At 56.2% G+C, this 13,857-nt stretch carries 12 protein-coding genes; 5 read left to right on the forward strand and 7 right to left on the reverse strand.

Annotation, left to right across the window (positions count from 1 at the left end):
• Positions 1–118 precede the first annotated feature (118 nt).
• From QEN58_RS02620 to QEN58_RS02640, 5 genes are all read right to left on the reverse strand, one after another.
• A complete protein-coding gene (locus QEN58_RS02620; protein WP_280106889.1) occupies positions 119–2,965 on the reverse strand; it encodes a valine--tRNA ligase in 2,847 nt (948 codons plus the stop codon).
• Between the two features lie 102 nt (positions 2,966–3,067).
• Complete coding sequence (locus tag QEN58_RS02625) at positions 3,068–4,258, reverse strand: MFS transporter (protein ID WP_280105618.1); 1,191 nt, start codon at positions 4,256–4,258, stop codon at positions 3,068–3,070.
• A 41-nt stretch (positions 4,259–4,299) separates the two neighbouring features.
• On the reverse strand, positions 4,300–4,731 hold the full coding sequence (locus QEN58_RS02630) for a DNA polymerase III subunit chi (protein WP_280105619.1): 432 nt from the start codon (positions 4,729–4,731) through the stop codon (positions 4,300–4,302).
• 74 nt (positions 4,732–4,805) lie between these two features.
• Positions 4,806–5,921 carry a branched-chain amino acid aminotransferase gene (locus tag QEN58_RS02635; RefSeq protein ID WP_280105620.1) on the reverse strand — a complete coding sequence of 372 codons (1,116 nt, stop codon included), beginning with the start codon at positions 5,919–5,921 and terminating at the stop codon, positions 4,806–4,808.
• A 168-nt stretch (positions 5,922–6,089) separates the two neighbouring features.
• Positions 6,090–7,610: a leucyl aminopeptidase gene (locus tag QEN58_RS02640; RefSeq protein ID WP_280105621.1), complete on the reverse strand. Its 1,521-nt coding sequence runs from the start codon at positions 7,608–7,610 to the stop codon at positions 6,090–6,092.
• A gap of 152 nt (positions 7,611–7,762) precedes the next feature.
• On the opposite strand from QEN58_RS02640, the gene lptF reads away from it, so the two are divergent.
• The 5 genes from lptF to bfr all read left to right on the forward strand — a co-directional run bounded on the left by lptF (position 7,763) and on the right by bfr (position 11,515).
• Entirely contained in the window at positions 7,763–8,842 is a 1,080-nt protein-coding gene (gene lptF / locus QEN58_RS02645) for an LPS export ABC transporter permease LptF (protein WP_280105622.1), read from the forward strand.
• Entirely contained in the window at positions 8,842–9,921 is a 1,080-nt protein-coding gene (lptG, locus tag QEN58_RS02650; protein WP_280105623.1) for an LPS export ABC transporter permease LptG, read from the forward strand. Before lptF ends, lptG begins: the two co-directional genes overlap by 1 nt.
• Positions 9,922–9,988: 67 nt before the next feature.
• Positions 9,989–10,462: an RDD family protein gene (locus tag QEN58_RS02655; RefSeq protein WP_280105624.1), complete on the forward strand. Its 474-nt coding sequence runs from the start codon at positions 9,989–9,991 to the stop codon at positions 10,460–10,462.
• A gap of 158 nt (positions 10,463–10,620) precedes the next feature.
• Positions 10,621–10,827 (forward strand): bacterioferritin-associated ferredoxin, encoded by a 207-nt coding sequence (locus QEN58_RS02660; protein ID WP_071695321.1) that lies wholly within the window; start codon positions 10,621–10,623, stop codon positions 10,825–10,827.
• A gap of 205 nt (positions 10,828–11,032) precedes the next feature.
• Positions 11,033–11,515 (forward strand): bacterioferritin, encoded by a 483-nt coding sequence (bfr, locus tag QEN58_RS02665; RefSeq protein ID WP_008959829.1) that lies wholly within the window; start codon positions 11,033–11,035, stop codon positions 11,513–11,515.
• A gap of 110 nt (positions 11,516–11,625) precedes the next feature.
• Here bfr and QEN58_RS02670 read toward each other — a convergent pair whose 3' ends face one another.
• Positions 11,626–13,101 (reverse strand): carbon starvation CstA family protein, encoded by a 1,476-nt coding sequence (locus tag QEN58_RS02670; protein ID WP_280105625.1) that lies wholly within the window; start codon positions 13,099–13,101, stop codon positions 11,626–11,628.
• A 187-nt stretch (positions 13,102–13,288) separates the two neighbouring features.
• Entirely contained in the window at positions 13,289–13,834 is a 546-nt protein-coding gene (gene sodC / locus QEN58_RS02675) for a superoxide dismutase [Cu-Zn] SodC (protein ID WP_280105626.1), read from the reverse strand.
• Between the last annotated feature and the right edge of the window lie 23 nt (positions 13,835–13,857).

Genomic DNA, 13,857 nt, shown 5'->3' on the forward strand with positions numbered 1-13,857 from the left:
TGTCAGGCTGATGAGATGTCAACCTTAACGCCAGAGTAAGCTCCCATACCGGTTGCCGAAAACAAAAACGACACCTAATGGGTGCCGTTTCGTTTGAGCTATTGCTTACTAACCAACTTTACAAGGCTTCAATCTTCGCCTTTTGCTCTTCAAGCAGCTGCTTGGTGGCTTGGAATTCGGCCAGCTTGCCACGCTCTTTATCCACCACGGCGACAGGGGCTTTGGCGATAAATCCGTCGTTGCCGAGTTTCTTCTCGATGCCACCGATCAGCTTGTCCTGCTTTTCGATCTCTTTGCTGAGGCGGGCAATTTCGGCGTCTTTGTCGATCAGATCTGCCATCGGCACCAGCACTTCCATATCACCCACCAACTGCGTGGCAGAGAGCGGGGCATCGTCCGGGTTTTCAAGCCAGGTAACGCTTTCCAGCTTGGCGAGTTTGGAAAGGAAGCGACGGTTGCTCTCCAGGCGCTCGGCGTCTTCGGGCTTGCCTTTGGTGAGCAGCACATCAAGCGGTTTGCCGGGAGCGATGTTCATTTCGGCGCGGATGTTTCGCACGGCGATGATGACGCCTTTTAACCACTCGATATCCAGGCTGGCCTGGTCGTCGATTTTGCTCTCGTCGGCTTCTGGCCAGGCTTGCAGCATGATCGAGGCATTTTCACCCATATATACGCCCGCCAGCGGCGAGACGCGCTGCCAGATCTCTTCGGTGATATAGGGCATCATCGGGTGAGCAAGGCGCAGAATGGCTTCGAGTACGCGTACCAGCGTGCGACGCGTTCCCCGCTTCGCCTCTGCCGTGGCGTTTTCGTCCCACAGTACCGGCTTGGAAAGCTCCAGGTACCAGTCGCAGTACTCGTTCCAGACGAACTCATACAGCGCCTGAGAAGCGTGGTCAAAGCGGTACTCGTCCATCGCCTTGGTGACCTGGGCTTCGGTTTTTTGCAGCTGCGAGATAATCCAGCGGTCGGCCAGGGAGAGCTCAACCTCTTCACCGCCAGTGCCGCAGTCTTCGCCTTCGGCGTTCATCAGCACGTAGCGCGAGGCGTTCCATAGCTTGTTGCAGAAGTTGCGGTAGCCGTCCAGGCGGCTCATATCAAACTTGATATCACGCCCGGTGGTGGCTTGGGAGAGGAACGTAAAGCGCAGCGCATCGGTGCCGTGGGCTTCAATGCCGTCTTTGAACTCGTCCTTGGTCGCTTTGGCAATCGCCTTGGCCTGTTTCGGCTGCATCATATTGCCGGTGCGCTTTTCGAGCAGCTCCTCCAGCGTAATGCCGTCGATCAGGTCGATGGGATCGAGTACGTTGCCCTTGGACTTGGACATCTTCTGCCCCTGACCGTCGCGCACCAAGCCGTGTACGTACACCGTCTTGAACGGTACCTGCTTGGTGAACTTCAAGGTCATCATGATCATCCGGGCAACCCAGAAGAAGATGATGTCAAAGCCGGTCACCAGCACGCTGGAAGGGTGGAAGGTCTCCAGCTCCGGCGTCTCTTCCGGCCAGCCGAGAGTGCCGAACGTCCACAGGCCCGAGCTGAACCAGGTATCGAGCACGTCTTCGTCTTGGGTCAAGGTGACATCGGGGCCGAGTTCATGCTTCTCGCGAGCCTCGGCTTCGCTACGAGCAACGTAGACATTGCCTTCCTCGTCGTACCAAGCCGGGATGCGGTGGCCCCACCACAGTTGGCGGGAGATACACCAGTCCTGCAGGTCGCGCATCCAGGCGAAGTACATGTTTTCGTAGTTCTTGGGCACGAACTGAATATCGCCGTTTTCCACCGCTTCGATGGCGGGCTTGGCGAGACTTTCCACCGCCACAAACCATTGGTCGGTAAGCAGCGGCTCAATCACATCGCCGGAGCGGTCACCGTAGGGCAGGGTGTTGTTAACGGCTTCGACTTGCTCCAGCAGGCCCAGGGCGTCCATGTCGGCCACGATCTGTTTGCGCGCTTCAAAGCGGTCGAGGCCTGCGTACTTGGCGGGCAGGGTGGCGTCTTCGTCCGGTTGGGACTGGCCTTTCAGGTCGAAAATCTCGGCCTGTTCAAGAATCGCCGCGTCTTTGGAGAAGACGTTGATCAGCAGGTGGTTCTGGCGCTTGCCGACCTCGTAGTCGTTGAAGTCGTGGGCGGGGGTGATCTTGACGCAGCCCGAGCCTTTCTCCATATCGGCGTGCTCGTCGGCGACTATCGGAATGCGGCGACCGACCAATGGTAGCTCAATAAACTTGCCGACCAGGGAGGCGTAGCGCGCATCTTCCGGGTTCACCGCCACACCGGTATCGCCCAGCAGGGTTTCCGGGCGGGTGGTGGCGACCACGAGGTAATCCTTGCCGTCGTCGGTTTTAACGCCGTCCGCGAGCGGGTAGCGGAAGTGCCAGAAGCTGCCTTGCTGTTCTTTGTTTTCCACTTCCAGATCAGAAATGGCGGTGTGTAGCGTCGGATCCCAGTTGACCAAGCGCTTGCCACGATAGATCAACTTCTCTTCGTGCAGGCGCACAAACACTTCTTGCACCGCTTTGTAGAAGCCGTCGTCCATGGTGAAGCGTTCGCGAGACCAGTCGACGCTGGCGCCCATACGGCGCAGCTGGCGGGTAATATGGTCGCCAGACTCCTCTTTCCACTCCCATACTTTATCGATAAACGCGTCACGGCCGAGGTCGTGGCGGGTCTTGCCCTCTTCGGCCGCAATCTTGCGCTCCACCAGCATTTGTGTGGCGATACCGGCGTGGTCGGTGCCTACCTGCCACAGGGTGTTATTGCCCTGCATCCGCTTCCAACGCGTCAAGGTATCCATGATGGTGTCCTGGAACGCATGGCCCATGTGCAGGCTGCCGGTCACATTGGGCGGTGGAATCATGATCGAAAAAGGCGTGCCCTGGCCGGAGGGAGCAAAACGGTTGTCGGCTTCCCAGCGCTCGTACCAGCGTGTTTCGATCTGTTCGGGTTGGTAGGTCTTTTCCATGGAGAGTTGGCTCACAGCAACGATGCTTCCCGCAGGGAAGCATGAAATTCATAAATAGGGTCGAAAAATGGCGATAAGTATAGCGCGATAAGGGGTGAGGCGTCAGGCCCTTGCCGGGTGACGATTTAACCCGCGCATGGCGAGTAATCCGAGGATAGGCCCTGGTAGTAGCCACCAAATCACCGCCAGCGACTGGCTCGACCAGAGCGTGGTGACCAGCGCGATGGAGGGAATAGTTAGTCCAAAGCCGATCGCATTCATCATCGCCAGCGCCGCCCCTAGCCGCTCGGGTGGCGCCGTGGCGCTGGCCAGTGCAGAGAACTGCGCGGAGTCGGCAATCACGCTGACGCCCCACACGCCGAGAAGCGCTAACAGCAGCCAGGGCGAGGTGCTGCCGAGTAGCGGATAAATCAAGCACAGCGCACCAGAGGTTGTCAGTGCCACGCAGGCCACTCGGGCACTGCCGATGTGACGGCTCCATTTGCCTGCGAGCACGCAGCCCGGTAGGCCCAACGCAATCACCGCAAAGCTTAGCCACGGCTGGGCGCTGTTTGAAGCGCCCAAGCGCTCCAGTTCCCGGGCGACCAGAAACGGCACCAGCGCCCACAGCGCATACAGTTCCCAGCAGTGGCCGAAATAACCCAGCGCAGCGGCACGAAAACGGGGTTGCCTGAACGCTGCTAACCCCGCCCAAGGTCTTCCGCTCTTGGCGGTCGCCGGTAGGTGAGGGCCAACGCCCAGCTTGAAAATCATTAGTGCGGCGACCAATGCCAGTAGTGAAGCCAGCAGCAGTGGCCACTGCCAGGGTAAATGCAGCGTTAAACCGCGCAGCAGATGTGGGGAGGCAATACCCAGGGTGAGCATGCCCACCAACCAGCCCAGCGCTGCCCCTGCGTGGCTGGGTGTCCAGCTCACCACCAGCTTCATACCCAGCGGGTAAATGCCCGCCAGGCAGAGCCCAGTCGCAAAGCGCGCAATAGCGGCGAGCGTTACGCTTTCAGCCACGCCGATAAAGGCGGCGTTGATCAGTGCGCCAAGAACGGCAGAAAACGCAAACAGGTGGCTGGCACGAATGCGGTCAGCAAGGCCGGTGGTGGCGATCAGCAGCGTGCCGCTAATAAACCCAGCCTGAACGGCGATGGTTAACAGGCCCAAGTCACTTTCGCTAAGGCCCACGGCCTCCTGCAGCGCCAAGCCAACGCCATTAACGCTAAACCATAGCGAGGTGCCAAACAGTTGGGCGATAACGATAACGGCCAATGGGGTGCGGGCTAACAAGGCGTGGGACAGCATCGGCGCTCTCGTTTGTTAAGTTATTGTTGTTAAATAATGAGTTAACCGAGCTTATGCGGCACGACTTCATGCCCCATTTCTTTATAGCGCTGCCAACAGGCGCGTTTGGCGACCAGCACTTGTTGGTGCTGATTAATGATTTCGGCGACCCGCGCGTAGCGCTCTACGCCCTCGGGAATCTCCGGGTGCAGATTAAGTAGCGCGGCCTCTTCTGTGGGCACCGGCAACTGCTGCCAACCAAGCGTGATCGGTACGCTAGCAGCCATCTCGTTATCTTCTAATGCGTGGGGTAGGTAAGCGTCCGGGCGGAAATTCCACAGCGCGCTATCGGCCTGCTCAGCGAGGGCTTTATCTTCGCAATGCAGATGCAGCCGGTAGCCTTTGCGCCAGATGGTTTCGGCGAGCTTGCAGGCAAACTGCAAACGCGCTTCTAAGGTTGTATCGGGCAAAATGTAGAAATCAATGCGCGCCATGGCGGTTCCAGGTAAGTTGGTTCCAGAAACAACACCGCCGCATAAATGCGGCGGTATGGGGGTAAGCCCTAGCGTTACACCAACTTGGTTAGCCAGCCGTACTTATCTTCGCTGCGACCGTACTGCAGATCGAGCAGCTTGGTCCGGATGCGCATGGCGACTTCATTGCTGTTGTTATCTGCTGTGAGACGAATACGCTCGTGCTCGCTGACCAGTTCGCCCACCGGGGTGATGACCGCAGCGGTGCCACAGGCAAATACTTCGGTGATCTCGCCGGACGCCGCGCCTTCACGCCACTCGTCAATGCTAATAGCGCGCTCTTCTGGCGTCAGACCTTCATCTTTGGCCAGCGTGAGGACTGAATTGCGCGTCACGCCTTCTAAAATGGTGTCGGTCAGGCGGGGTGTGACCAAGCGACCATCTTTGAAGACGAAGAACAGGTTCATACCGCCCAGCTCTTCCACCCACTTGTTTTCTGCCGCATCAAGAAACGCTACCTGACCACACTGGTGGGCTTCGGCCTCTTTCTGCGCGGCTAATGAAGCGGCGTAGTTACCGCCACATTTGGCAAAACCGGTGCCGCCTGCAGCAGCGCGCTTATAGTTTGAGGAGAGCCATATCGAAACCGGAGCAACGCCACCTTTAAAGTACGCCGCCGCCGGAGAGGCGATCACGTAGTAATCGACTTCCTGCGACGGGCGCACGCCGAGAAACGCTTCCGAGGCGATCATAAACGGACGCAGATAGAGGCTGCACTCGTCAGAAGCGCTGGCAGGCGTGGGCACCCAGGCGTGGTCTTGCGCTAATAGTGCTTTCAGTGAGCCAATGAAGTCTTCATCGGAAAGCTCGGGTAGTGCCAAGCGGCGGGCACTGCGGCGAAAACGCTCGGCGTTTTTCTCTGGGCGGAACGTCCAGATAGAGCCGTCGGCATGGCGATAGGCTTTGATGCCCTCAAAAATCTCCTGACCGTAGTGCAGTACGGAGGCGGCAGGATCAAGAGTTAGCGGGCCGTAGGGGCGCACCTGATGTCCATGCCAGTCAGCGTCGCCAGTCCAACGGATATGCGCCATATGATCGGTAAAGTAACGACCAAAACCGGGGTTTTTAAGAATATTTTCACGTATTTCATCGGCCATCGGCTGATTGGATGGCAGAGTTTCAAAACTCGTTTCAAAGCTGGCAGTGGGCACGGCTGTTACTCTCCGCTTGAACCGACCCTATTAGCAGGGCGGTTGGGTGTTATTGACGATAACTTGATAGCGATAGAGGCCCAGCGAGTGTTAGCCCGCTGCACCTTAATACGTTCAGGTTTAACGGTTGCCGTGCAGAAAGGCAACCGTTGATGACGCGTTGTGATATTAGGCGTCGCTCTTTTCTACTTGTGCGTCTGTTTCACGGTCAAGCAGGTACTGGGTTAGCAGCCCCACTGGGCGTCCGGTGGCGCCTTTCTGCTTGCCGGAGTGCCAGGCGGTACCGGCGATATCCAGGTGCGCCCAGGGGAAATGATCGGCAAAGCGCGACAAAAAGCATGCGGCGGTAATCGTGCCCGCGGGGCGGCCGCCAATATTGGCCAGGTCGGCAAAGTTGGATTCAAGTTGCTCTTGATACTCGTCCCACAACGGCAGGTGCCAAGCGCGATCCCAGGCCGCTTCGCCCGCATCCAACAGATCCAGCGCCAAGTCGTCGTCGTTGGAGAGCAGGCCGGTGGCGTGGTGGCCCAGGCCCACAATCACGGCGCCGGTGAGAGTAGCGATATCCACCACGCTGGCCGGGGTAAAGCGCTCGGCATAAGTGAGTGCATCGCACAACACCAAGCGGCCTTCCGCGTCGGTGTTGAGCACTTCCACGGTCAAGCCTTTAAGGGTCTTGATGATATCGCCGGGCTTGGTGGCATTGCCGTCGGGCATGTTTTCCGCAGCGGCAACGATAAATACCAGATTGAGCTTAGGTTTAATCGCCAATACCGCTTTGACGGTGCCGAATACGCTGGCGGCGCCGCACATGTCGAACTTCATTTCGTCCATGCCTTCGCCGGGCTTCAGAGAAATGCCGCCGGTATCAAAGGTAATGCCTTTGCCTACCAATACATGGGGCGCTTCTTCGCTTTCTTCGGCGCCCTGGTACTTCATAACGATCAGGCGTGTTGGTTCTTTGCTGCCACGACCTACAGAGAGAAGCGAGCCTGCGCCCAGGGCTTCCAGCGCTTCTTCATCGAGAATGTCGACTTCAAGTGCGCCTTGTGAGTCGCGGCCCAATTGCTGCGCCTGATCGGCCAAATAGCGGGGCGTGCAGATGTTAGCGGGCAGGTTGCCAAGGGTGCGGGTATAGTTGATGCCTTGGCCAATAGCGTTGCCGACTAACGCCCCTTGCTTAACCTGTGGCACAGCATCAGCATCGCTGATCATTAATGTCAGCTTGGCAAGGCTGGGGGCCGGTGCAGGTGATGATTTGAATTGGTCGAAGCGATAAATAGCCCGCTCGGCCGCTTCCATTACCTTGCGTGCTTTCCAGGCCGCATCGCGGTCAGTCAGCGGAACATCGGCAAATACGACGCTGGCTTCGTCGATGGGCAGTTTTACCAGCGCGGTCATGGCCGCATCCAGCGCCTTGATAAAGGCCGCTTCCTGGCATTTTTCGCGCTCACCCAAGCCCACCAGTAAGATGCGTTCGGTGCCCAGACCGGGGGCAAAGGGCACCATTTGCACGTTACCCAGCGCTGCGTCAAAGTCGCCGCGCTCCAGTAACTGGCCGATCAGGCGCTCGCTGGCGTCGTCCAGTTTGGCGACGGTGGGCAATAGATCGCCCCCTTTAAAAACCGGCACCAAGAGGCAGGGTGTTTCAGCTTTGGCCGGGTTTGCGGTCTGAACGGAAAATTCCATGACGTCTCCAACAAGACAAGCAACGGGGGATTCGGGATAATGCCCCGTTGCTTTTGATTTTGATTTTGAAAAGGGACTGTAAATAGTTTGATTAGTGTACCCAAGCCATGCGCTTATTGCATGGCATCCTGCACGACTAGCCGGAGAGCGCGTTGATTTTATTTCGGTATCTAACTCGCGAAGTGTTACTCACCATGTCGGCGGTCGCTGGCATTCTGCTGCTGGTGATCATGGGCAGCCGCTTTATCCGTTATTTTTCGGACGCGGCGGAAGGCGATATCCCTGTCTCTATGCTAGGTAGCCTGATGATGTTTCACCTGCCGGGCTTTATGGAATTGATCCTACCGCTGTCGTTTTTTCTAGGCATCCTGCTCGCCTACGGGCAGCTCTATATGAACAGCGAAATCACTGTGATGGTCGCCTGCGGGATGAGCCCTACGCGGCTGTTGAAAGTGACCCTGCTGCCCGCCAGCGTCGTCTCGGTGCTGGTCGGTGTCTGTAGCCTATGGCTGACGCCTTTTGGGGCGCTGCAAACCGAAACTGCGTTGGAAGAGCAACGTAGTCGCCTGGATGTTTCCGTACTGGCCCCAGGGCGCTTTCAAGAGTTCGGCGGTGGCCGTACTGCCTATATAGGCGGCTTCTCTAGCGACGGCACGGAAATGCGAGACGTGCTGGTGCACGAACAAAACCAGCCGGGCGACGAAGGCACCCACGACTTCGTTACCCGTGCGGTATCGGGCTATCAAGAGACCCGGCTCGAAACCGGTAGCCGTTTTCTGGTGTTGGATGATGGTGAGCGCTACGGGGTGACGCCTGGCGAGAAGAGTGCCGAACGGCTCACGTTTGAGCGCTATACGCTGCGCCTGGGGTTGAGTCGCGACCGGCAGGAGCTTGATTCACTGGAGTATGCCACCACGCCAGCGCTATGGAATAATCCAAGCCCCCGTGCCCAAGCCCAGTGGCAGTGGCGGGCGGGGCTGCCACTGATGGTATTTGTATTGGCTTTATTGGCACAGCCCCTTTCACGGGTTAATCCCCGCCAGGGGCGTTTTGGCAAACTACTGCCGGCCGTGTTTTTATACGTCGCCTATCTTAGCCTGCTGCTTGCGGTAGTTGATGCGATTGGCGGCGGTACTTGGCCCACTACGCTGGGCGTGTGGCCAGTGCATGGGCTGTTTTTCGGGCTGGGCCTATTATTGCTATGGCGCTCGCAACACAAGGGGATGCGCTAATGCTGACGTTGCTAACAGTCGCTGACCGTCTCGACCGTTATATTGCCCGCAATGTTCTGGCGGCTATTGTCGTCGTTCAGTTCGTGCTATTGGGCTTGGATATCACCATCGCCTATATCGATGATTTAGGTGATGTGCAGGAAGGCTATACGGCCTTAGATGCACTCCTTTACTTGCTAATGCGTACACCTTGGCGCTTCTATCAGTACGCCCCGGTGGCGGTATTGATAGGGGCGCTGATTGGCTTGGGCAGCATGGCCTCCAGTAACGAGCTCACCGTCATGCGCGCCGCTGGCCGCTCCTTGGCGCGGATTTTGTGGGGAGTGATGAAGCCAGTACTGGTCGTAGTGGTTGTAGTGCTGTTAGTCGCTGAGTATGTCAGCCCGCGTACCGAGCAGTATGCCGAAGCATGGCGGCTGGAAAAACTCCAGGGGGAAGGCGCTGTGTTGACCAGTCGCAGCGGCTGGCAGATTGAGGGCGACAGCGTCTACCGCTTTGGGGCAATTCGCGCTGATAATGTTGTGCTTCAATTATCCCGCTACCGTTTTGATGAGCAGCAGCTAGTCGAAGCCACCTACGCCCAGCGTGCTCGATGGGAGGGCGATGCTTGGCGCTTGGAAAACGTCACTACCACGCGCATTTTCGATGATCATACCGAGTCTGACCAAGTAGCAAGCTTGGACTGGGAAACCTCCTTTACGCCCACCCAATTAGAGAGGCTGCTGCGCGATATCGAGAGTCAGGCACCCAGCGAACTTTGGGCTTATGCCCAGTTCCTTGAAGGTCAGGGCCTGCAGAATGACCAAGCGCTGCTCTATTTTTGGCAGAAGATGTTGATGCCACTCACCATGGGGTCGCTGGTGCTAATTGCTGCCTCCTTTGTGTTTGGCCCCTTGCGTACCGTGGCTGCAGGCACCCGAGTGTTTTACGGCGTTATCACCGGGCTTACCTTTAAGTACGTGCAGGATCTGCTGGCGCCCGCCTCGACGATTTTTGGCTTTTCACCCGTCTGGGCCGTGCTGGTGCCTACGCTGGCGTGTGCCGGGGTCGGGATATTCTTCCTGCGTCGCAATGGTTAATGCCGCAACGGGCAGCTAATACGGCCGATGATTATCCAAAACAGCCAACCAGGAGCCGAGAAAAACGATGCAAACACGACGCTTTACTCAGTTAGATAGCGTATGGCCAGCGGGCCTTGGGCGACGACTGGGTGCCATGCTGTACGACGGCTTCTTAGTCACCGCGATTTGGATCGCAGTAACGGTCACGCATATGGTTTTTTTCCGCTATGTGCTTGGCCAACAGCCCGAAGAGATTGGCACTACGCCTAGTGATGTTTGGAGTCTGCGTCTCATGCTGGTGTTTTTTGTCACGCTGTTTTTTGTTTTTTCCTGGTCACGCGGTGGCATGACTCTCGGCATGCAGGCGTGGCGGCTGAGGGTGCAATCGGCAGATGGCCGTTCGTTGAATTTGAAGCAGTGCCTGATTCGCTGCGCGGTGGCGTGGCTCTCGTTACTGGCCTTTGGTTTGGGTTACTTATGGGTGCTGTTCGATAAACAGCGCCGTAGCTGGCCGGATATTGCTTCCAACACGCAAACGGTGGTTTTGCCGAAAAAATAATTCTTACTGGTGTGAGCCGAAAAGTAGCGCTGAGACAGTACCTTATGGTGGTACTTTTGTTGGTTAAGACGAATAGATAACAAAAAGCAGTCATTTCTACTTGATAAGATGTATGCGAATCATTTACATTCATCTCATGACTTTTATGAGGTGTCGCCATGTACGTATGCGTGTGCAAGGGAGTAACCGACCATCAGATTCGCCAGCACGTTAGCGACGGAGCGCGCAGCTGGCGAGAAGTACGTGAGGCAACCGGCTGCGCAACGCAGTGCGGTAAGTGTGCGTGCTACGCTAAATCTATTACCCGCGATGCCGTTCATGAAGCACGCCAAGAAGCCGATATGGGCCTTGCTTACGCCGTGTGACGCGAATCACTATTGTTAGGGTTATCTTTAGCAAATATATGATTTGCTTGAACTTTTGAATACCTTATCTATACTCTCTGTAAAGCTGGGAGTGTAGCTATACTCATCTATACTTCTCTCCAAACGTAACTGCTTGATCGCGTTATTTAAAGGCCAGCTTAACCATTGGTATATACATCAGCATTACAGTAGATAAGGTGACGTTATGAAAGGTGATACTAAAGTTCTCGAGCATCTCAATAAGGCGCTCGGTAACGAACTGGTCGCGATTAATCAGTACTTTTTGCACGCCAAAATGTACAAAGATTGGGGCCTGAAAGCGTTAGCCAAATGGGAATACGATGAGTCCATCGAAGAGATGCAGCACGCTGACAAGATCATCGAGCGCATTCTGTTTCTGGAAGGCATTCCCAACCTGCAAGACCTGGGTAAGCTGCACATCGGCGAAAACGTTAAAGAGATGCTCGAAAGTGATCTTAAAATCGAGCACGATGGCCGCAACGACTATATCGAAGCCATCACGTATTGCGAAAGCGTTAAAGATTACGTTACCCGCGATATGCTTCGCGATCTGCTCGCCGACGAAGAAGGCCACATCGACCATATCGAAACTGAGCTCAAACTGATTGAGCAGGTCGGTATTCAGAACTACCTGCAGCGCCAGATGCAAATGGCAGGCGAAGAGTAAAACGCTATAGCTAATCTGTTAGCTGACTTTTGGCTCAGCTATTAGCGTAACGTAAAACGGGCAGCTTAAAGGCTGCCCGTTTTCTATTGCTGATACCCAACCTTTACGCACTACGAACTGGTGGTCAGCGTAACCCCTGTTTTGCCAGCGGCGAGCGCTGAAGTTACAGGCTCATCAACCACAAAGGTTGTGCGGCTCAAGCGGCGTACACGCTTCATAAACAGCGCAATGCAAATCAGCGTACCTAGCGCGGCTACCACATAGCTTAGCTGGAGTGGCAGACCAAAACCGATCGGCGCGTAGGCCAAGTAGGTAAACGTGGCCATGGTCATAAAGGTGGCGGGGATCGAAGTAATCCAGTGAGGCTTACGCGACAGCACCAGGTACATGGTGCCTACCCACAGCGCTATCACAGCGGTGGTTTGGTTGGCCCAGGAGAAGTAGCGCCACAGCAGTGTGAAGTCCATGTGCGTTAAGGCGTAGGAGACTACAAACAGCGGTAGGGCCACCATGACACGCTTCACAATCGGCTTTTGATCGATTTTGATGTAGTCGGCAATGATCATCCGCGCGCTGCGGAAAGCGGTATCGCCGGAGGTGATCGGCAACACAATAACACCGAGTACTGCCAGGGTGCCGCCGACAGCGCCGAGCATGGTGGTCGACACTTCGCTGACCACCGCGGCAGGGCCACCGGCGGCCAGCACATCGGAAAGCGACTGGTCGCCATAGAACAGGCTCATGGCGGCGGCCGCCCAGATCATGGCGATAATGCCTTCGGTGATCATCATACCGTAGAAGATTTTGCGGCCATTGGTTTCGTTTTGCGTGGTGCGCGAAATAATCGGCGTTTGGGTGGCGTGAAAGCCAGATAGCGCGCCACAGGAGATGGTTAAAAACAGCAGCGGGAAAATCGGTGCGGCGTCAGGGTGCATGTTCTGGAACGAGAGCTCGGGAATCGGCGCGCCAGTGATGATCAAGCCGATACCGATACCCGCCGCGCTGAACAGCAGCAGGGCGCCAAAATAGGGGTAGATACGGCCAATAACTTTATCGATCGGCAGCAGGGTGGCAATCAAGTAATAAATAAAGATAGCGACGATGATCAGCGTTAGCGACAGCGAGGTCATATTGGCCAGCAGCGCAGCAGGCGATGTGACGAAGACCGTACCGACTAAAAGCAGCAAGAGAATCGCGAAGCCATTGACCACATGCTTCATCGCTTTGCCCAGGAACTTGCCGGCCAGTTGTGGCAAGTGAGCACCATGGTTGCGGATCGATATCATGCCGGTCAGGTAATCGTGAACAGCACCGGCAAAGATGCAGCCAACCACAATCCACACAAACGCCACCGGGCCATACAGGGCACCGAGAATCGGGCCAAAAATAGGGCCGACACCGGCAATGTTTAATAACTGAATAAGCGAATTGCGCGTGGTGTTCATCGGCACGTAGTCGATGTTGTCGCGCATGCTGAAAGCGGGCGTCTGACGCTTGCGGTCAGTGACAAATACACGCTCAACGAATTTCCCATAGGTAAAGTAGCCCGCTATCAGCAGCAGGATCGATACGATAAAGGTGATCATCTAAGGTACCTAGAGCAGTGAGGGGGATGGGCGAGCATGTCGGAAGGCATGCAAGCAGGCGCTTCTTTAGCAGGACTGAATGTACAGATAAGCGCTATAAAATCACAGTTAGACTTTAGTGGGCCGTAAGCAAAAAAATGGACAGCCGAACGGCTGCCCATTTTGTCGATTAAAACAACGGTAAAGTTTAAGACTCAACGACGCCGCAAGCCATCCGGGTGCCGCCGCCGCCCAGGTGGGGCTCATCTTCGTAGGTGTCGCCACCTTCATGGATCATCAGGCTGCGCCCCGGCATATCTTCCATGCTTAGGCGTGGGGCTAGAACGGGTAGATTGGCTTCGCCCTCTTCATTAACGGTGAGCACCGGCAGGTCGCCTAAATGACCTTCACCGTAAGGGCCTTGGTGCGTGCCGGTTTCTTCGGGGTCATAGTGCCCCCCTGCAGACAGTGCAGCGGTCATTTCGCCACTATCATTCTCGGCAGGGTCGCAGCTGTCGTTCTGGTGGACGTGAAAACCGTAAACACCGGGCTCAAGATCCGTCAGCGAAGGTGTCAGCAGTAAGCCATGATCCGTATGCTCTAAAGACACGGTACCAATCGACTCTTTGACTCCTTCGGCGCTGACTTTATGCATCTCCACATCAAGCGTTTCATTCGCTTGCGCCGCCGAGGTAGCGAGTAGCAGCGAGGCAGCCATAGCGGTAAGTGAATAGCGGGCAGTTGTATAGCGCATATTGATCTCTCCTTCCTAATCCA

Source organism: Halomonas alkaliantarctica (assembly GCF_029854215.1).
Classification (GTDB): Bacteria; Pseudomonadota; Gammaproteobacteria; order Pseudomonadales; family Halomonadaceae; genus Vreelandella; species Vreelandella alkaliantarctica_A.